This window comes from Methanosphaera sp., from assembly GCF_016282985.1.
Lineage (GTDB): Archaea > Methanobacteriota > Methanobacteria > Methanobacteriales > Methanobacteriaceae > Methanosphaera.
The window spans coordinates 1-18,500 of record NZ_JAEELZ010000009.1 but is presented as its reverse complement, the minus strand read 5'-3'; the positions used below and the strand labels follow the sequence as shown (position 1 = coordinate 18,500).

General features: G+C 29.8%; 22 protein-coding genes. 8 read left to right on the top strand and 14 right to left on the bottom strand.

Translation table 11 applies throughout. The features are described from left to right. Positions 1–134: 134 nt before the first annotated feature. Both QZZ11_RS00750 and QZZ11_RS00745 read left to right on the top strand, forming a co-directional pair. Positions 135–365 (top strand): hypothetical protein, encoded by a 231-nt coding sequence (locus QZZ11_RS00750; protein ID WP_292472614.1) that lies wholly within the window; start codon positions 135–137, stop codon positions 363–365. A 3-nt stretch (positions 366–368) separates the two neighbouring features. Then, a complete protein-coding gene (locus QZZ11_RS00745; protein WP_292472612.1) occupies positions 369–638 on the top strand; it encodes a type II toxin-antitoxin system RelE/ParE family toxin in 270 nt (89 codons plus the stop codon). Here the strand turns inward: QZZ11_RS00745 and QZZ11_RS00740 are convergent. The 5 genes from QZZ11_RS00740 to dmpI (QZZ11_RS00720) form a co-directional block, all read right to left on the bottom strand. Beyond that, positions 635–979, bottom strand: coding sequence for a restriction endonuclease subunit S (locus QZZ11_RS00740; protein ID WP_292472610.1), 345 nt, complete (start codon positions 977–979; stop codon positions 635–637). The genes QZZ11_RS00745 and QZZ11_RS00740 overlap by 4 nt on opposite strands. Before the next feature lie 438 nt (positions 980–1,417). Beyond that, a complete protein-coding gene (dusB, locus tag QZZ11_RS00735) occupies positions 1,418–2,401 on the bottom strand; it encodes a tRNA dihydrouridine synthase DusB (RefSeq protein WP_292472608.1) in 984 nt (327 codons plus the stop codon). Between the two features lie 135 nt (positions 2,402–2,536). Beyond that, complete coding sequence (locus QZZ11_RS00730) at positions 2,537–2,737, bottom strand: 4Fe-4S binding protein (RefSeq protein ID WP_292472606.1); 201 nt, start codon at positions 2,735–2,737, stop codon at positions 2,537–2,539. A 9-nt stretch (positions 2,738–2,746) separates the two neighbouring features. Beyond that, positions 2,747–2,938: a 4-oxalocrotonate tautomerase DmpI gene (gene dmpI, locus QZZ11_RS00725; protein WP_292472604.1), complete on the bottom strand. Its 192-nt coding sequence runs from the start codon at positions 2,936–2,938 to the stop codon at positions 2,747–2,749. A gap of 11 nt (positions 2,939–2,949) precedes the next feature. Next, positions 2,950–3,150 (bottom strand): 4-oxalocrotonate tautomerase DmpI, encoded by a 201-nt coding sequence (dmpI, locus tag QZZ11_RS00720; protein WP_292472602.1) that lies wholly within the window; start codon positions 3,148–3,150, stop codon positions 2,950–2,952. Between the two features lie 266 nt (positions 3,151–3,416). On the opposite strand from dmpI (QZZ11_RS00720), the gene QZZ11_RS00715 reads away from it, so the two are divergent. Further along, the gene (locus QZZ11_RS00715) at positions 3,417–5,717 is read left to right on the top strand and encodes a hypothetical protein (RefSeq protein ID WP_292472600.1); all 2,301 of its coding nucleotides are present in this window, start codon (positions 3,417–3,419) and stop codon (positions 5,715–5,717) included. A 111-nt stretch (positions 5,718–5,828) separates the two neighbouring features. Here the strand turns inward: QZZ11_RS00715 and QZZ11_RS00710 are convergent, their stop codons facing one another. From QZZ11_RS00710 to QZZ11_RS00690, 6 genes are all read right to left on the bottom strand, one after another. Further along, the gene (locus tag QZZ11_RS00710) at positions 5,829–6,734 is read right to left on the bottom strand and encodes an exopolyphosphatase (RefSeq protein WP_292472599.1); all 906 of its coding nucleotides are present in this window, start codon (positions 6,732–6,734) and stop codon (positions 5,829–5,831) included. Between the two features lie 74 nt (positions 6,735–6,808). Beyond that, positions 6,809–6,922, bottom strand: a complete 114-nt coding sequence (locus QZZ11_RS09285; RefSeq protein ID WP_365952517.1) for a symporter small accessory protein — start codon at positions 6,920–6,922, stop codon at positions 6,809–6,811. Then, positions 6,919–8,517 (bottom strand): sodium:solute symporter family protein, encoded by a 1,599-nt coding sequence (locus QZZ11_RS00705; protein ID WP_292472597.1) that lies wholly within the window; start codon positions 8,515–8,517, stop codon positions 6,919–6,921. The genes QZZ11_RS09285 and QZZ11_RS00705 overlap by 4 nt, the downstream gene beginning before the upstream one ends. 122 nt (positions 8,518–8,639) lie before the next feature. After that, positions 8,640–9,638, bottom strand: coding sequence for an AraC family transcriptional regulator (locus QZZ11_RS00700; RefSeq protein ID WP_292472595.1), 999 nt, complete (start codon positions 9,636–9,638; stop codon positions 8,640–8,642). Between the two features lie 143 nt (positions 9,639–9,781). Continuing rightward, a complete protein-coding gene (locus QZZ11_RS00695; RefSeq protein ID WP_292472592.1) occupies positions 9,782–12,379 on the bottom strand; it encodes an ATP-dependent helicase in 2,598 nt (865 codons plus the stop codon). A 10-nt stretch (positions 12,380–12,389) separates the two neighbouring features. Next, positions 12,390–13,124 carry a metallophosphoesterase gene (locus QZZ11_RS00690; RefSeq protein ID WP_292472590.1) on the bottom strand — a complete coding sequence of 245 codons (735 nt, stop codon included), beginning with the start codon at positions 13,122–13,124 and terminating at the stop codon, positions 12,390–12,392. A 138-nt stretch (positions 13,125–13,262) separates the two neighbouring features. Between QZZ11_RS00690 and QZZ11_RS00685 the strand changes: the two genes are divergently transcribed. After that, the gene (locus tag QZZ11_RS00685) at positions 13,263–13,832 is read left to right on the top strand and encodes a HEAT repeat domain-containing protein (RefSeq protein WP_292472588.1); all 570 of its coding nucleotides are present in this window, start codon (positions 13,263–13,265) and stop codon (positions 13,830–13,832) included. 11 nt (positions 13,833–13,843) lie between these two features. On the opposite strand, the gene QZZ11_RS00680 is transcribed toward QZZ11_RS00685, so the two are convergent. Further along, a complete protein-coding gene (locus QZZ11_RS00680) occupies positions 13,844–14,668 on the bottom strand; it encodes a carbon-nitrogen hydrolase family protein (RefSeq protein WP_292472585.1) in 825 nt (274 codons plus the stop codon). A gap of 74 nt (positions 14,669–14,742) precedes the next feature. Between QZZ11_RS00680 and QZZ11_RS00675 the strand changes: the two genes are divergently transcribed. Together QZZ11_RS00675 and QZZ11_RS00670 are read left to right on the top strand one after the other, a co-directional pair. Beyond that, positions 14,743–15,006: a ferredoxin gene (locus QZZ11_RS00675; RefSeq protein WP_292472583.1), complete on the top strand. Its 264-nt coding sequence runs from the start codon at positions 14,743–14,745 to the stop codon at positions 15,004–15,006. Positions 15,007–15,010: 4 nt separating this feature from the next. Beyond that, positions 15,011–15,427: a hypothetical protein gene (locus QZZ11_RS00670; RefSeq protein ID WP_292472581.1), complete on the top strand. Its 417-nt coding sequence runs from the start codon at positions 15,011–15,013 to the stop codon at positions 15,425–15,427. A gap of 6 nt (positions 15,428–15,433) precedes the next feature. Here the strand turns inward: QZZ11_RS00670 and nucS are convergent, their stop codons facing one another. Beyond that, positions 15,434–16,195 (bottom strand): endonuclease NucS, encoded by a 762-nt coding sequence (gene nucS / locus QZZ11_RS00665; RefSeq protein WP_292472580.1) that lies wholly within the window; start codon positions 16,193–16,195, stop codon positions 15,434–15,436. Positions 16,196–16,310: 115 nt separating this feature from the next. On the opposite strand from nucS, the gene QZZ11_RS00660 reads away from it, so the two are divergent. Both QZZ11_RS00660 and QZZ11_RS00655 read left to right on the top strand, forming a co-directional pair. Next, entirely contained in the window at positions 16,311–16,850 is a 540-nt protein-coding gene (locus QZZ11_RS00660) for a hypothetical protein (protein ID WP_292472578.1), read from the top strand. Between the two features lie 4 nt (positions 16,851–16,854). After that, entirely contained in the window at positions 16,855–18,069 is a 1,215-nt protein-coding gene (locus QZZ11_RS00655; protein WP_292472575.1) for a GMC family oxidoreductase N-terminal domain-containing protein, read from the top strand. Here QZZ11_RS00655 and QZZ11_RS00650 read toward each other — a convergent pair. After that, positions 18,052–18,321, bottom strand: a complete 270-nt coding sequence (locus QZZ11_RS00650) for a DUF3781 domain-containing protein (protein ID WP_292472573.1) — start codon at positions 18,319–18,321, stop codon at positions 18,052–18,054. The two genes, QZZ11_RS00655 and QZZ11_RS00650, sit on opposite strands and share 18 nt — an antisense overlap. Between the last annotated feature and the right edge of the window lie 179 nt (positions 18,322–18,500).

Genomic DNA, 18,500 nt, shown 5'->3' with positions numbered 1-18,500 from the left:
TTCATAAGATTTTAGTAAAAGAAGTTTTACTTATAATATACTATTTATGGTATTTAAATATAAATTTATCTCTATGAGTATAATAAGTATAAATATTATAATTATTATAAAGTATACCATAGGAGAAGATACTAATGTCAAAAACAATTAAAGTAAGTGATAGTGTCCATTACCAATTAGGACTAAAAGGAAATAAAAATGATACATATAATGATATAATACAACGTTTAATAGATGAATCAAACGAAGAATTTACTGATGAAGAAGCAAAAATATTTAACGAAAGAATAGAAAAATTTGAAAAAGGAGACTATTCTGAAACTATTAAACTAGATATTGATAAAGAACTGAAAAAAATAGGTTAAACTATGACATACTCAATATATGAACACAAAGAAGCTACCAAATTCCGTAAAAAACATGAAAAAGATAAAGATTTATTAAAACGAATTTTACTTAAATACAATGAAATAAAAGAAAATCCTCATGATTCCCAATTCAAACAATTAAAAAGTTCTAAATGTCCCCAATGTAAACGTGCACGAGTTGGGAACTATAGAATAATCTTTTTTGTATCAAAAAAAGATATAGAAATAGTTTCAATCATCACTAGACGAGATAATTATAAAAAATATTAATCAAAATTTATATTAGACACGTCAATGTCACCAGACATTAATTTTGCTAATAATGTGTCACGAAGTTTTGTTAGTTTTTCTATTTCTTTATTATTCTTATAAACTTCAGAATATAATGTTGAACTAATTTTTTCGAATTTATCTAATTCATCTGGTGATGGTAACGGAATTTCAATATTACTTATTGCTTTTTGTGTAATTAAAGGTTGAGTAGAACCAGTATTATAAGCATCATAATTTATTCTTTTCAGAATTTGGAATAGATATTCGTAATATTTTGACTTAATTAATAATGTATTATCAGATGGATGACTTATCAATGACCCTTTGAACAATTCCAAGTGTACCTACTCGTCCAATTAATAATATTGGTTCATTATAAGAATATTCTGAAACATAACCCATTATACTACTTGCACCATGTAAGGGATAAATGAATTCATCTTTTTTAAGATTTTCTTTAACATCTGGTCGTTTTCCACTAGTAATATGAATTATCTCTTTTAATCTGATTAATCTCCAACTTTCTGGAAAATTTGTCCATGAATGTTCTATAAAATTTTCATCTTTAAATGGTTCACAGTTTACAAACCAATTTGTGAAGATAGATTCAGCAAGCTGTTCTAAATTATTGTTAGAATTTTTTTTTAAAATATTTATGTATGTAATTTAACAACATATTATATAACAATGTTATATACAAAAAGAAAAAAAATAATTTATTTTAAATCAAAAGGTATATTGATTGAAGAGTTGGTATTTGACTAGATTTATGCAGTTTATCTTTCAATTTCTTTCAGATAATTGTCCAGTAAGTCAAATAATTCCTCTTTCGTGTTGACCTGAAATATCCTATTTTTAATTATTGCATTTTTGTATAATCCTTTCATATAGTAGGAAGCCTGTTTTCTCATTTTAACCACAGCTATGTCTTCATCTATCTTATTTTTAAGCAATAATTCGCAATGTTTTTTTATCATTCCAATTTTTTCTTCAGCACTAACTTTTTTTGGCTCAATTCCATAATCAAGGTAGTCAACACATTCCTTAATTAACCAGGGATTACCTAGCACTCCTCTTCCTATCATGATGGCATCACATTCTGTTTCATCAAGCATCTTTTTAGCATCATAACAGGTTTTGATATCTCCATTACCAATAACAGGGATATTAACAGCTTCTTTAACTTCTTTTATAAGATTCCAATCTGCCTTTCCTTTATATTCCTGGATTTTGGTACGTGGATGCACGGTCACTGCAGAAGCACCGGCATCTTCCAGTATTTTGGCAACTTCAACTGCATTAATGTTTTCAAAATCCCAACCGCTACGTATTTTTGCAGTAATGGGGACTGGAACACTATCTGCAATTGTACTTATGATATCATATATTTTATTGGAATCTTTCAGAAGATATGCACCCGAATGTCCACGCAACGCAACTTTTCTAACTGGACAACCCATATTGATATCTATAATGTCCGGTTTAACAGTCTCACACAAATATTCTGATGCATGTTTCAATGATTCTGCAGTTGAACCAAAAATTTGTTGTGATAGAGGTCTTTCGAAATCAGTCATGTATAACATTTCCCTGGTTTTGCCGTTGCAATGGATAATTGCCTTGTCTGATATCATTTCTGTTTCAACAAGGCCACAACCCATTGATTTTGCAATGCATCTGAATGATGAATCACAAACATCGGCCATAGGCGCTAAAACAATTTGATTGTCTATTTTTACATTACCTATCTTCCATTCCATATTATCACAGTTATAGAGGTTGTCAATGATTGTTAATCTATTTTTTTTAAAAGTTAGTTATATCAGAAAATGTTATGGGGATCATATTATAAAAGTTATTTTAAAGATAAAAATAGTATGTTAAAGTGATATACTTTAACTTCTTCTTGCAGCAATAATTGCATTGTTAGGACATTGATCCACGCATTTACCACAGTCTACGCATGAAAAATATTTTACGCTTGGTTTGTCCTCTTTATTGTCTATTGCTCCTGTTGGACAAAGTTGTATGCATAATCCTCCCTCAGGACATGCACTTATTCCATTGCATATATTTTCATCTATAGTTACGGCCATATTATTCACCTATTGTATTTTTTCAGAGAGTTGTATTCCACCAGTTCCCACGTTATCTGGATGTGTTCCTCTGACTATTACAGTTATTGCTTCTATCGGCATGTCATATGCATCAGCAACTATTTGTGATACTTTTTCAATAATTTCCTTTTTTTGTTCTTTTGTTGCATTTCCAGGACCTTCAACTGTTACTACAGGCATTTTATTCACTCCTATTCTTCAGATACTGGTTTTCCAGCCACTCCTATATTTTCAGGTATGTTTTCACGGATTATCATAGTAATTGTTTGTATAGGTAATCCATATGTATCAGCAACAACTTGTGACACATTTTCAATCATTTCTTTTTTTGTTTCTTTTGATAAATTTTTTGATGCTTCAACAGTTACAACAGGCATATTATCTACTCCCATTTTTCTTAGTTTATACTATATCTATCCTGTCTATTACTTTTTTCTATTGGTTCGTCAGTATATTTTTTTTTTCATTATTGTAGTTTAATTGTTTTGTTTTAATCCAATCAAATTTAAAAATATTTTTTGAAAGGATTTTTTTTATCAAAATAATTATTATCTCACTTTTATAATTAAATTCATTTGATATAACAACTTTTATTAATAATTGTCAATATAAATACAAATATATTTTATTATTATAGAATATTTGGAGAATGATTAAGATGAATAAAAAACTTCAATTTTTTGTTGTAGTTATTATTTTATTAATCTTTGGTTTATCTTGTTCTTATGCATCAAATCAAACTGATGATACCAGTTCTGATGCAATTTCAACAGATGTACCTAAAACTGATAATATAATAACTAAAACAACTGAATCTGATGTCAAGGCAGCTACTTCTGAAGTAACAAATTACGCTTCATTATCCAAGGAGTTACTTGACAATTCAGGTGTTGATAAAACAGTTAATATGAAAAAAGGAACTTATACTATTACAAATCCTATTAAAATGACTCAAAAAGCCAAAACTATTGTTGTTAACGGTAATGGTGCAGTAATAGATGGTTCAAATGCAAAATCATTTTTAACTGTAACAGCAAACAATAAACTTACAATTAACAACTTAGTGATTAAGAACACTAAGAATACTAATGAAGCCGCAGGTATTGTTGTATCAGATAAAGCTCAATTAACTTTAAATAATTGTACCTTTATTAATAATGTTGCATCAGGAAAAGGGGGAGCATTACTAAACAGGGGAACAACAACCATAAATGCTTGTGAATTCACATCAAATACTGCTGCTCAGGGTGGTGCTATTTGGAGTACTGGTGAATATGGTGGTTCTATAACAATACAAAACTCAAAATTTGTAAGTAACAAAGCAAGTAGTACTAATAACTATGACAAAACTGGTGTAATTTATCTTGTTTCTGGAAAAACTGATAAAATTGTTTCTAGCACATTCGAAAACAATAACGGTAGATTAATACATAACTTTAAAAATACATTGGAAGTATCTAAAAACACATTCAAAAACACAAACGTAAATGTTCCTGGTAAAACCATTAGAGGTGCATTAATAGACAATTATGAAGCAAATATAAAAATAACTGACAATATATTTGATCAGATAACTGTATCTGCAAGCTCTGTTCGTGGAGGAATATTATATAATGAAATAGGTACCTCTTCATTTACCAATAATAAGATATCTAATTTCAAAGTAACTGGTACTGCTTCTAAAGAAAGTATCATGGGTGGAATAATATTTAATAGAAATTCCACATTAACAGTTTCTGATAATAACTTTGATAATACAAATAATGGACCTAGTATTAGGGGTGGAGTATTATATAATAATATTGCAACAGCAACAGTAACCAGCAATATATTCAAAACAAAAAACACAGCTACTACTGAAATACGTGGTGGTGCAATATACAATGATAAAGCAGAGAGAGCAAGTGTTTTAAATCATGGCGGAAATGATTTTAAATCAATTGTAAACAAAGGAAACGTAATAAATTCAACAATTTATAATCTTGGAATTGTTAAAGAGATTAAAGTGGAAAAAAGTACAGTAATAACAGTAAAAGATGTTCACGGGGTTGTAGGAAATAATATTTTATTAATAGCTAATGTAAATGATGTTTCCGGAAATAAAGTAACTGGTGGAACTCTCGTATTCAAAATAAATGGTAAAACTGTATCAAATAAAATAAGTGTTAAAAACGGTATAGCAACTGCAGCTATTATAGCTACAAAATCTTATAATAATGGTAAACTTTCTGCTTCCTATGGCGGAACAACAGGATTTAAAGCCAACAGTACGGCTAAAAATGGAATTGTAAGTCTTTCATTAAGAAATGCTAAAGTAACAGTTACTGTATCACCATCATCTGCTAAACAATATGAAACAATAGTTTTCACAGCAAAAGTAGTTGATAGTGCTACAGGTAAGGCTATATCCGATAATTCAAAAGCAGTTGCAGTATTTAAAATCAATGGTAAATCAATTAAAAACAGTTTAAACAATGTTATTAAGTTCCAAATTAAAAACGGAGTTGCAACTTTCAACTATGCAGTTCCTAAAGGAATGGCAGGGTACACTGTAAATGGTTCAGTAAGATACTATGACGTAACTGCCTGTGTATCTCACCCAGATTATAATACTATTGACCGTGCAACTACTAAATTTACAGTTCAAAGAAGTAATATTTCATTAACAACTACAACTCTTGTAGCAAACATGACTTCTAAAAAATTAACCATTAAAGCAAATGTAAAAGATTATAAAGGTAACAATGTTCTTGGTACTACCAAATTAAACATTAAAATAAACGGTAAAACAGTACTAATCAATAATGTAACTACAACCACATTTAATAATGGGGTTATTAATTTAGTTATGGATTTACCACAAGTAAGTAGTTTAAACAGTATCATGTTTGTAATTGGTGAAAGATGTTCATATGAAAGTCTTAGAGAAACAATTACTGACATTACTAAAGTAAAATAATTATATCAGTTAAATCTCTAAATAAGGGGATTAAGGTTGGTATTAATTGATTTTTTCTATTTTTTATTTTTTTTTTCTTATTTTTAAAAAGTATAATGTCTTTTAAATCAATTATTGATTTTTTTCTATTATATCGAAGATTATTCCGTCTTGTAATGTGACATCGCAGACATAAATTTTTTTAATATTAAAACGTATAGATAATGCTTTTGTAATCAATAAGCTAGGTATAATAGTATGTACACGTTCAGAATCGACCTGTAATGCAGGTTTATAGTTTTCTTTAGAATTTGTTGATAATTTGTCCAGAACAAAATCTACCTGTTCAATTGTTATTAAATTATTTTTATCTGTTTTTACTTTTAAATGCTCAAAAAGTCTTTTAAGTGTAACAAATGTTTTGCCTATTCCGTATAAATATTCCATTGAAAAATCATTAATTTTTAGATTATTGATTCTTTTCAAGGTTTCCTTAATAATATTCTGCTGTTCTTCTTTCGTAGGATATAATAAGCTTACATATTCATTAAATATTGTTAAAACACCTATGGGTATACTTTTTTGTTCAAGAATTTTGTCAGTATCTTCAAAAATGGTTATTTCACTACTTCCTCCACCTATATCTACAAATATGCCCTCATCACAAGGCAGATCTATCCAACGTAATGAATGAAAACTATGTTTTGCTTCTTCTTCACCTGTATATACGGTAATGTTTATATTCAATGATTTTTTTACTAAATCCAAAACTTCATTTTTATTTTTAACATTTCGTAGACTGGCTGTTGCAACATAATATGATTTATCAACATGTAATTTGTCAGAATATTTTTTTAATTCTTTCAAAGTATTTAACAATACTTCAATTCCTTCATCTGTCAGGATATTATCTTTTCTATATGAAATTAGGCCAGTTGTTTTATCATGTATTATTACAGGTTCTATTTTTCCTTCAGAGTATTCATAAATTTTATACTTAATAATACTTGAACCGATATCTATTACTGCGTATAACATTATATTCACTAATAATATTTTTGTTGTTCAAGTTAAAAATAGTTTTAAAATAAAAAGGGGGTTATGTGGAATAATTATTCTTTATTCCAGTTAATAGCTCCGTAGAGTACACATATTAATGTGATTACTACACATCCCAAGTATCCACCAATTATCCATGGATCACTAAGTCCTAGAATTTCAATCATTGTGCATCACCTGAAACTTTTGCATCAAACATTTTATCAATTTCTTCCTGTTCTTCTTTAGAGTTATGTGTAAGTAATGTGACAACAATTGTGAATATGAATGAAATTGGTAATGCAATAACCATTGGATCCACATAAGGCCATGGCATGGATGTGAAGAGCACAGCTTGACCTGTTAACATTTTACAAATACCAATTCCTGCTGCTTCTTTTTGATGTGTGAATAATAAGCAGAATAAACTCGTAATTGTTCCGCTAAGAATACCAGCTATAGCTCCTTGTTTTGTTGTACGTTTCCAGAATAATGCACAGATGTATACTGGCATAAATGCTGCAGCACAAATACCAAAGAAAATTGTTGTTCCTTGAGCAACAACTCCTCCCGGTAATATGAAAGCTAAGATTACTGCTAGAATAATACCTATTAAAATACCTATTCTTGTAACACTTAAACTCTCTTTATCTTTTTTAAATGCTGCATATAAGTCATGACCTATTGCAGAACCTTGTGAGTGGAATTGTGTACTTAATGTACTCATAGCTGCACATAGTAAAGTCAGTGTAAATACATATGTGAACCATTCAGGCATTGCTGAACTAATGAATGTAGGAATAATCTTGTCTACATTTCCTCCGGCAGCTTGAATAGCAATTTGTCCCGTAGTTTGGTAGAAATATGCGTTAGATAATGATCCAACAACATATGCTGAAAATGTTGCTACAAATATGAATATTCCACCAATAAGAACTGCCCTATTTAATTCTTTGTTACTGTTAACAGTCATAAAACGTACTGCTAATTGCGGTTGTGCTATTGCACCTATTCCCACACCCATAATAATGGATGTAACTAAGTTCCACCAAAATACACTACCTGGTTGTGGAAATGTCGTCCATCCGGTAGCACCTGTCGCTTTAGCAGTTTCAGGGAATAATGGGGCCATATTTGATAAGGCAGTATGTGCTTCAGTTACTCCTCCAAGTATCCAATAAATGCTTATTAATAAAACAAGCATTCCAAAGAACATTATTACTCCTTGTAATGCATCAGTATACATTACTCCTCTTAATCCACCGAATATTACATAAAATCCGATAATTACTGCTAAAATTATAATAGCTATTTGGAATTCTAAACTCAATGTTGTTTCTAAAAATCTTGCAGCACCGATTAACACACTTGCTGCATATACTGGCATTGCACAAAAGATTAGTAATCCACTAAAGTATTGTATGAATTTACTGTTAAATCTTTTTGATAAGAATTCTGGGAAAGTTAATGCATTTAAATATTTTCCAATTGCTCTTGTTGGTTTTCCAAAGAATACGAATGCTATGAAGATACCTACAGCTATATTTAAAAATACTAACCATAAAATTCCCATACCATTTGTACCAGCTAAACCTCCGAAACCTACAATTGCTGCAGTACTAATGAACGTTGCACCATAACTTAAAGCCATGATGAAAGAACTGGTTTTACGTCCAGCAACCAAGTAATCTTCGTTACTACTTGTACGTTTCCAAGCAATATAACCTACCAGAACCATCATTGCAATGTAAATTAAAATTATCACTGCTAATAAATAATTCATGTTATCTCCTATGTTATACTTCTTAAATTATTTTCTTATATAGTATTTATCTTTGTTTTTAATCGTTTATTAGTATTGTCATTTTTTTTATTATATATTCAAAAAAAGATGAGTTTTGGTGGTTATTTTTTGTTTTTTCGATAACTGGATGGTAATACACCCATTTCTTTTTTAAATGCTTTTGCAAATTTGCTACTGCTTTTATATCCTACCATATATGCTATTTTTGAAATGGGATAATCAGTATTTTTGATTAATTCTTTAGCTCTATAGAATTTGTATTCTTTGTACCACGTATATAACGGTTTTCCATACATGTCCTTAAAACAATTTTTCAATGTTGTTAAATTTATCCCATAACTCATAGATAAAGTTTCTAAAGAAACGTAACTGGCAATGTTTCGGGATAATGAATTTTTAATGTATCTTACTACACGTATTGTTTCATCAGAGTAAGTTCGTTGATCAATTTTTTCATTTTCTATTTCTATTTCATATAAGAATAGCAATGATTCCAACGTTTTCAATATGAACAATAATCTTTTTGATTTGTCTTTTTTAAAGTCAAATTCTTTTATTTCTTCAACAATGTTTAAAATTTTCTCCGGAGTTTTAAAGATGATTGCATTTTCGTTTTCACACACATCAAAATAATAATTTATAACTTCTCGAATGTCCTTGAAGTAATCTGATATGTGGGGCATTTGTTTTTTATTTATGATAATATGAACAATAGTAACTTCTCCAACATAACTGAATGAATTGGGAAGCATATTTTTCTTATACATACTAAGATAATTATTTTTTACAAATGCATATTTGTTAGGACCTACTTCAAAACGATAACTTCCACTATCAATAAAATTAATTAATAAATTATCTTCTGGGTGTTCATATTCCAGTAATTCATCACTTTTTGTAAAGTAATCGTTTAAATAGGAATGGGTAATTATTACACTTGTTCCCGGAATTAGATTATATACACTTAATTCTACATCATACTTATTCGGTACTTTAATGTATGCTTTATGTCCTCCTGGCATATCTTCAAATGTAACATATGGAGCAAATTCGTCTTTGACTTTAATTTCGTCAGTGGGGTACATTTTTTCTTTTTTCATTTAATCTATCCTATGTAGTTATTAAGTGAATGCTTATTATTTTTTACTATGTCTAATCTTATATTAAAATATGTTTATTAAATATTTTTTTAAATGATTAATTTGTTTGTCTCTATTCGATTTATAATTTAATTAATACTTTTTTATCTAACTTTTCTTAATTTATTACCTTTATTTTCTTGAATTTTATTAATAATTGCTTTGTGCATACGTCTAATAAATTCGGCCCTTTCTTCATATTTTAGAACATCAAGATAACCTCTTGAAACTAAATTAAATGCAAAAGGTGTTGGAATAGTAGTATCAACTGTTTTAATTATGGTTTTTTGTTCTTCAATTGATTTTAAAACTTCTTGGGCATGTTTTATGTCCATGTAATCTTCAATAACTTCTCGTCTTGCTTCATCTAAAATTGCAAAATGATTGTCTACATCTTTAACGAAATTTAAAAGAATTTTGCTGGTGACCTGTTGTCTTCCAACACTTTTTTCCCGACCTTTATATCGACGTAAAATCATTAAAGATCGATTAGCACAGTCTCTAAATCGGCTTGCTAAAGTTTCGGTTTTATCAATGGCTTGGATTAATATTTCCCTAATGTTGTCACTGGTTAATTCTTCGAATGCTTCAGCTCCTCCAATTTTTGAATCACTACTTAAATAAAAACCATTGTCATCAATACTAATCATCACGTCTCTATGATAACGTTGTGCAATTATATATGCTACTGCTCTACTTAGGGCATCATTTACTCGTCTGCCGTATAATGAGTGGAAAACAACAAATTTTCTTCCTCCAAATCCCGTATAATATTCAATTAATAATTTGTTTTTTGAAGGTATTTCACTATATAAATATTGTTCCACGAAATAATAATAAATTGAACTGGCAGCATATTCATCAACATATAAATAATCTTTAATATAATTGATTATCTCTTCCTGTGAAAGATTGGTTGATAGTTTCCAATCCATTATGGCTCTAAAATTTTGTATTGAAACTCCTATATCATATGATAATGGTAACTGTTCTGAAACCCATGATGGTATTGTGGGCGTGCTGCCACTTGGTACAACTGTCACAGTCATTCCTCTTGCATATTTGAATTGATAGACTTTACCACCCAATACGAATGTATCTCCCTTATGTAAACGTTCCATAAAGTCTCCATCAATATTTCCAATTATCTGTCCATTACATTTTACTTTTGCATGACTTCTATCTGCTATTGTTCCAACATTGGTGGAATAAAGTACTCTTGCTAGTTTTCCACGTTTTCCAAAAGTATTGCTATCCCAGTCAACCCAAATTTTAGCATAAACATACCTTTGTTCTAGTGTTGAATATTCTCCTGCAAGATAACGGAGAACCTGTTCATATTCGTCCCAGGTCAAATCTTTGTAGGGCATGGCTTGCTTAATTAAATGGAATATGTGTTTGATATTTTGTCTTCCTTCAATTGCAATTCCATAAATGTGCTGACTTAAAACATCTAAACAATTATGTGGGATGTTGATACGGTCTATTTTACCTTCAATTGCATTTTTTAATATTAAACTACATTCTACAAGATCATCTCTATTTACAACAATCATGCGACCTTTGGATTTTTCATGTAATTGATGTCCGCTACGTCCAATTCTTTGTAATGCTCTGGAAACGGATTTTGGAGAACTGATTAATATAACTAAATCAATATAACCAATATCGATTCCCAATTCAAGAGAAGTACTACTTACAACAACTTTTAAGTTTCCATCTTTCAATTGATTTTCTGTTTCAAGTCTAACTTCTTTGGATAATGATGAATGGTGGGCCATTACGTTATTTGTATTATAATATTTGGGAAAATGTTGAGTTAACTTATAAGAAACACTCTCGGCACCACTTCGGGTATTTGTAAAAATTAATGTTGTTTTGTGCTGTTGAATTAACTTATGTAATAAGTTATAAAGTTCTTTAGTCAGTGTTTCCTGATCCGTTTCTATAATATTCTCTACTGGACATAATACTTGCATATCCAGTTGCTTTAAGTAATTGACATTAATTATTTCACATTCTCGTTTGGTTCCCCAGGAATATCCTGATAGAAATGTGGCTATTTCATCCGGAGGACTGACTGTAGCACTTAATCCAATACGTGTGAAACCACCTGTTAATTCATTTAAACGTTCTAAACTAAGACTTAGGTGTGTTCCTCTTTTGTTTTCAGCTAAGGAATGTATTTCATCAACTATCACATATCTAACACTTTTTAATTTTTCCCTAAATTTTGGTGCTACGAGAAGAATTGATAATGTTTCAGGAGTGGTAATTAAAATATGTGGGGGATGTTTCAACATTTTTGAACGTTGATACTGAGTTGTATCTCCTGTTCTAACGGCTTGTCTAATTCCAACGTCATGACCGGCAATATTGTTTATTCCATTAATTGGTTCTTCTAAATTCTTAAAAATATCATTATCCAATGCTTTGAGTGGGGAAATATATATGCAATAAACTTTTTCTTCCAAGAGATTACGTTCACTTAAACTGGTTAATCCGGATAAAATTGCTAAAAATGCCGTCAATGTCTTTCCAGAACCGGTTGGGGAAAGAATTAGGATATTCTTACCTGCATTGATGTGAGGGATAGCTTGTCGTTGGGCATCAGTAAATGTTTCAAATTTGCTTTTAAACCATTTACTAACAAAAGGATGTAATAAGCTATGTATATGATCATCACTATATTCAATATTCAATTTATCAACTCTAATAATTCTCGTATTGTTCTATATTAAGAATGTCCTTTACAAAACCAAATGGAAAAACTTCATCTTCTTCGACAGCAAAAACTTCAAACTCTAAAACATCTTCAATAAATGGGGAAATTGTTTTTTCATGTAATATATCTGAACCGTGACTAATTGGAGTAAAAGAAGGGGTAACTATTAAATTATATCCATTCCATTCGCCTTTAAGGAATGCTTTCACTTTTTCTACTCTTTCCTGATTACGAATACCGATACATGGATGTTCATGACCTATAACAATCGTTTCAACATTTTCAGAAATATTCTCCGGAATTGCATGTCCATGTGTTATCAAATACTTACCTAATATGACTTCATCTTCCAGAATTAAATCTCTTTTATTTAGAATATACTGTGTGAAAGTATCGTGATTTCCTTTTATAACCTTAATATCCACATAAATATCAGACAGATAATCAATAAAACTCAAAACTTCTTTCCATTCCTGTTTGCTGATACTTCCAAAATTATGTTTTATGTCTCCATTGAGTATGATATTGTTTGCATTAGCTTTTTTTTGAATATTTTCTAATGAAGACAGCACTCTGTCGAATTGATACTGAGGTATCATCAATCCCTGATTATTTAAAGAAGTTTCATAACCAAAATGTAAATCAGAGATTATGAGTGTATCCTCAATTTTTAAAGCATTATTGATTATTTCAGCATCAAATATTTTTGTAGATAAATCCATAATACTATTTTGTTTAAACAAATTTTTATATTATTTTCTTTGGTAAAGGCTATAATCTTAAAAAATATTATTAAGAACCTTTTTATAATATAATACTAAGAATGATTTAATAATATTTATGGAAGGGGATTATTTTTTATGACTGACATAACAACAATTAAAGAAAATATGTCTAATGAGGACTATGAAATTCGATTAGAAGCATGTAAGGAATTAGTGGAATTTCCGGAAGAAGGAATACCTTTGTTAATTGATACATTTAACGATGAAAATCCTCATGTAAGATTTCAGGCTGCAAAATCATTAGCAGAAATAGGAACTGACTCAATTAAACCATTAATTGCTGCATTAAATACGGATGATGCTAAAATTCAAAAATACGTAATATTGTCCTTAAAAGATATTGGGGATGACACAGTAGCAACGGAACTTATAGATGCATTACAATCAGATGATTTTGCTATTAGAAAGTTCTCCGCAAAAGCATTGGGTGAAATGGAAGTAGAATCTGCAGTAGATCCAATTATTGAATTATTAAAAGATGATGACTGGGGAGTAAGAACTTCTGCTGCAAAAGCATTGGGAGATATTGGTGATGAAAAAGCAATAGATCCTATTAAAAAAGCTAGACGTGCAGCAACAGGAGATAAAGAGTTTAAAAAAGTAGCAAATAAATCAATTAAAAAGATTGAAAAAGCAAATAAATAATTCTTTTTCAACTATTTTTTCAGGATAGTTTCGTAAATATCCTCTCGTTTATTTTTTAGAATAGGGATTTGTTCACGAACTGAATTTATGGATTCTGGCATCAAAGTTGCATATATTATCTCTTCTTTTTTTTCAGCTTTGGCTAAAATTTTTCCCCAAGGATCAACAACCATTGAATGTCCCCATGCTACATAATAGGGATTTTCAACTTGGCTGGGGGATGTTGCAATTACATATGCTTGATTATCTATTGCTCTGGCTCTAATTAATGTTTCCCAATGTAAAGGACCTGTTGTTTTATTGAATGCTCCTGGTAATAGGATTATATCTGAATTGTTTTTATTCATTAATGTCCACATTTCATTAAATCTGACATCATAACATATCGCGATAGAAATGTTGGCTAAAGGTGTTTTTAGTGTGGTTATGGTATTTCCCGGACTAAGCGTTTCGGATTCTGTGAATTTCATGGTGTCTGTGTCTATATCAAACATATGCATTTTTCTATGTTTTCCTATAATTTTTCCGTTGTTGTCAATAAAATATGCGGTATTGTATATTTTTTCATTTTCTAATTCTGCAATGGATCCTGATTGTAAAAATATATTATTTTCTTTGGCAGTTTCACACATGGCCTTTAATGTATAACTGTTTTTTTCTTCTTCTGCATTTTCAATAAATTTATCATTGTCATAAGGAGTGTTAAACATTTCAGGTAATGTAATCAGGTCTGCATTATTTGAAGCTTCATTAATTAATTCTATTGCATGATTTACATTAATTTCTTTATCATCAACCACATTCATTTGACAACTAGCAATATTAAATTTTTTCATATTCCCACCTATAAAAAATAATTTATATTTTTAATGTAATACAAATTACTAATTAAGACTAAGATGGTGAAATAATGATAGAAGTTGAAATTGATAGAAGTAATTGTAAGGGATGTGGAGCTTGCACTAAACCATCACAAATTCTGTACTTGGATGATGATAATCTGGTTAATATGGATGGTGGTTTTGTAAATGAAGACACTGTTGAAGGATTAGTAAAATCAATATATGAAATAGAAACATCTGCAAGTATCTGTCCTAATGACTGCTTTACTTTATATGATGAAGATAGTGGTGAAGAGATAGTAGTAGAAAGAAATGCATTATTAGAGGATTGAAATTATGTTAGATTTATTTCCGGAAGAAGATTTAAAAAAATGGAAATTATTCATTTCTTACCCGAAAGATTGTGAAGATTATAATACGTTTATATCCAGATTGGAATCAGCTACCGAAGCATTTAAATGGGAAGATATAACTAATATCAGTGAAACCGGATATGCTGAAGCTATAGCTGATAGTGATGCATTAATTGTATTGTCGGGGTTATGGGATGATAATAGAGATATGATTGAGGAACATATCAAATATGCCCAATCATTTGAAAAAGCAATAATTATTATCAGACCATATGGTGCTGAAGAAATACCTCTGGAGTTACAGGAAGTTGCAACTAAAGTTGTAGGATGGAATACTGCATGTATAGTTGATGCTATTTTATTAAGTATTAATGGGGAGGATTACGAATTTTTAATGTAACCTCTCTTAAAAAAATGAGTCTAATGTTGAAACATCTTCTTTTATTAATGTTCGTGGAGCTTCCATAGGAATAAATTCCATCTGTAATGATTCTAATTCTTCTTTTGCATTTAATGTAATGTCTGGAGCAACGATTATTCCACGAACAAATTCTTTATTATCTTTAAAACAGTCAACATATCTTTTTAATTGTTTAACTGCATTCATACCAGCTTTTCTACTTTTAAATTCTAAAATCATTAATTTTTCTTCAGAATCAGTTCCCATCAAATCAATAAAACCGTTTTCGGTTTGGTACTCTCTTCTTGTTGGTCTAAAACCTTTTTCTATAAGTTCCGGTTTTTCCCATGCTAGATCAACCATATGTTTTTCGTAACCTCTAATTTCCAAATCTTTTGTATCAAGACAATTATAATATGTAACATTATATATTTCATCTAAAAATACTTTTATTTCTTCATTAGGTTTCATTTTTTTACTTGTTAATATGATGCCTTCTTCTGTTGATGATACTTTATTTTTACATCCTGGAGCTTGCCAATTAACAGGATCTAAATTTAGTTCTTGATGAATTGCAAAAGTCCCATCTTTTTTAATTAATATTAATCTGTCCCCAGGTTCAAGAATACTGCGTGCTCTACCTTCATATTCTACATGGCATTTGGATAATATGATTAGCATGGCTTTTTTATCAAATCCCTCTTGAATAATTTCGTATGCTTCTTTATCTGTTGGATTTTCTATGCTCTTAAATTTAATTATAATCACTTCATTTTTTTATTCTAATAATACTTTGTAAAACAAAATATTTAATTTAATTAGGATATATAGTTATATATTATTATCGTATTTAAAAAAAATATAATTCATCGGATGGTTATTAATGACATTTATGAGTATATTAAAAAAGTTTAGTATTGTCCTTGTAGCATTGTTGGCTTTAGGATTAACTAGAATTGGAATAAGTTATTTAATAATCCTTGTAGCAATTGGAATTATCATGCCGATAATAGCGGATAATAAAAAAAGTGCAATGGTTACAGGAGCATTATATGCAACATTGGGTTATTTGTTAAGTTATCCTTCAGGTTTGTTTTTAATTAATTATATGCCGGATACCTATATTCCAATTTCAGTATCTTCTTTAACAGTACTATCAAATTTATTTTTAGGTTGGATAATACCCGTAATAATTGCTATAGTTGTCTGTGGTATATTTGCTGTATTAGGTAATATGATTAAAAATAAATTATCGGATAATGAAATTCAAAAAGATGACAATGAATATTATTTTGAAAAACAAGATGATTTAAACCAAGTAAACACAAATTCATTAAACAAAAATCAAAAAAAGGACTTATTGTATTTAACACCTATTCAGAAAGCAAAAAATAGAAATGAAAATGACGAAGAAAAATGGTGAAAATATGGATAACGTATTGATTGTAGGAGCAGGAACGGGTGGATTAAGTGTTGCAAGAGAATTATCTAAAAATCCTAATGTTAACATAACAATATTGGAAAAAGGCCCGTTATCAGAAGAATCTGAAGCATACAAATATTATGATGTATGGGATAAAAATGAAATGGAACTTATAAAAACAAACCTTGTTGGCGGTTCTTCATTAGTTATAGCAGGAAATTTTGTACCTTCTCTTGTGGAAGAATTGAAGGAGTATGGTATTGACATTTCTCCACAGCTAGAACAATTAAAAGAAGAAATTGGAATTCAAACAATGCCTAAAACTCATGAAGGCAGGATTAATAAATTACTGAAAGATGCAGCTACGGAACTAGGTTTGGATATGCAGGACATGCCAAAAGGTATTGATCCTACTAAATGTAAACAATGTGGTAAATGTGCATGGGGTTGTCCACATGGTGCTAAATGGAGCAGTTTGGAAGACTTGAAAGTAGCACAGGATAATGGTGCCAAATTGATTATAAACGAAGAAGCAACAGCTTTAATAGTGGAAGATAATATAATCAAAGGTGTTAAAACAAATCAGGGAAATCAATATCTGGCTGATGTCGTAATATTGGCTGCAGGAGGAATGGTCACTCCTAAATTATTAAGAACAGCAGGTATTAAAGCAGGAGAAACATTTGCAGTGGATCCATTTATTACAGTTGGAGGTTATTATAAAGGAGCAAAACAGGATCATGAAATACAGATGAATAAATTCATTAAATTGCCCCATATTGTAATTTCATCCCATACCAGCCAATTTTTATTACCAAAAATTCAAGAAACACATCCTGATGCAACAGTTGATGATATAATAAGTTTCATGATAAAAATTCCTGACAATCTTAAGGGACATGTCTATTTAAATGCAGTTGAAAAAGGTATAGACTTTGAAGATGCATCACTTTTAGCAAGAGGAGCAGCAATAGCAGGTAGTATTCTGGTTAAGGCTGGTGCGGATATAAAAAGTATTTCTTCAACACACGTACGTGGAGCACATTTAATAGCTTCCGCCAGAATTGGAGATATTGTGGATAGCAATCTAGAAACAGAAATAAAAAATTTATATGTTGCTGATGGTTCTGTTCTGCCGAAGGCACCAGGTTTACCACCAGTATACACTATCCTTGCATTATCAAGAAGGTTAGGTCAATTTTTAAGAGAAAACCTCTAACTTATTTTTTTTCAAATGAGCAGTAATTATAGTAAAACTGGAAGAATTTACTGTTAATTCCTTATTATTTATACTTATGTAATAATTTTTTCCTTTTTTTGTCACTATACTTTTTTCATCCTTGATTAGTTCAACACATATTTCAACAACATCATTTGTTTCCAGGTTCAAATTTTTTTTAATCCTTCCAATACCTAATTCTGTAGTGTGGATTTTATCAATATTGTCCAGTAATTCCTTTTTATAATTCATTGAATCCTTCCTTAAATAATCTAGAGATCTATTCTTGTGAAACTGTTAGCAGTTTCTTCTAAAACCGCTTTTTGATTAATTTCATCAACGACATTTTTAAAAAGGTCTAAGTCCGCATGGGTTTCAGGATATTTTGGCACTGCACTACATCCTCCATCAGGAATTATGGATACTTCATA

Excerpts from the sequence above, each read along its gene's own strand:
- QZZ11_RS00745 (WP_292472612.1), top strand. The coding sequence starts at position 369 with ATGACATACTCAATATATGAACACAAAGAAGCTACCAAATTCCGTAAA.
- QZZ11_RS09285 (WP_365952517.1), bottom strand. The coding sequence starts at position 6,922 with ATGATTGAAATTCTAGGACTTAGTGATCCATGGATAATTGGTGGATAC.
- dusB (WP_292472608.1), bottom strand. The coding sequence starts at position 2,401 with ATGGAATGGAAGATAGGTAATGTAAAAATAGACAATCAAATTGTTTTA.
- QZZ11_RS00705 (WP_292472597.1), bottom strand. The coding sequence starts at position 8,517 with ATGAATTATTTATTAGCAGTGATAATTTTAATTTACATTGCAATGATG.
- QZZ11_RS00690 (WP_292472590.1), bottom strand. The coding sequence starts at position 13,124 with ATGGATTTATCTACAAAAATATTTGATGCTGAAATAATCAATAATGCT.
- QZZ11_RS00750 (WP_292472614.1), top strand. The coding sequence starts at position 135 with ATGTCAAAAACAATTAAAGTAAGTGATAGTGTCCATTACCAATTAGGA.
- dmpI (WP_292472602.1), bottom strand. The coding sequence starts at position 3,150 with ATGGGAGTAGATAATATGCCTGTTGTAACTGTTGAAGCATCAAAAAAT.
- QZZ11_RS00700 (WP_292472595.1), bottom strand. The coding sequence starts at position 9,638 with ATGAAAAAAGAAAAAATGTACCCCACTGACGAAATTAAAGTCAAAGAC.
- QZZ11_RS00715 (WP_292472600.1), top strand. The coding sequence starts at position 3,417 with ATGAATAAAAAACTTCAATTTTTTGTTGTAGTTATTATTTTATTAATC.
- QZZ11_RS00660 (WP_292472578.1), top strand. The coding sequence starts at position 16,311 with ATGACATTTATGAGTATATTAAAAAAGTTTAGTATTGTCCTTGTAGCA.
- QZZ11_RS00685 (WP_292472588.1), top strand. The coding sequence starts at position 13,263 with ATGACTGACATAACAACAATTAAAGAAAATATGTCTAATGAGGACTAT.
- QZZ11_RS00710 (WP_292472599.1), bottom strand. The coding sequence starts at position 6,734 with ATGTTATACGCAGTAATAGATATCGGTTCAAGTATTATTAAGTATAAA.
- QZZ11_RS00655 (WP_292472575.1), top strand. The coding sequence starts at position 16,855 with ATGGATAACGTATTGATTGTAGGAGCAGGAACGGGTGGATTAAGTGTT.
- dmpI (WP_292472604.1), bottom strand. The coding sequence starts at position 2,938 with ATGCCTGTAGTAACAGTTGAAGGTCCTGGAAATGCAACAAAAGAACAA.
- QZZ11_RS00680 (WP_292472585.1), bottom strand. The coding sequence starts at position 14,668 with ATGAAAAAATTTAATATTGCTAGTTGTCAAATGAATGTGGTTGATGAT.
- QZZ11_RS00650 (WP_292472573.1), bottom strand. The coding sequence starts at position 18,321 with ATGAATTATAAAAAGGAATTACTGGACAATATTGATAAAATCCACACT.
- QZZ11_RS00730 (WP_292472606.1), bottom strand. The coding sequence starts at position 2,737 with ATGGCCGTAACTATAGATGAAAATATATGCAATGGAATAAGTGCATGT.
- QZZ11_RS00670 (WP_292472581.1), top strand. The coding sequence starts at position 15,011 with ATGTTAGATTTATTTCCGGAAGAAGATTTAAAAAAATGGAAATTATTC.
- QZZ11_RS00675 (WP_292472583.1), top strand. The coding sequence starts at position 14,743 with ATGATAGAAGTTGAAATTGATAGAAGTAATTGTAAGGGATGTGGAGCT.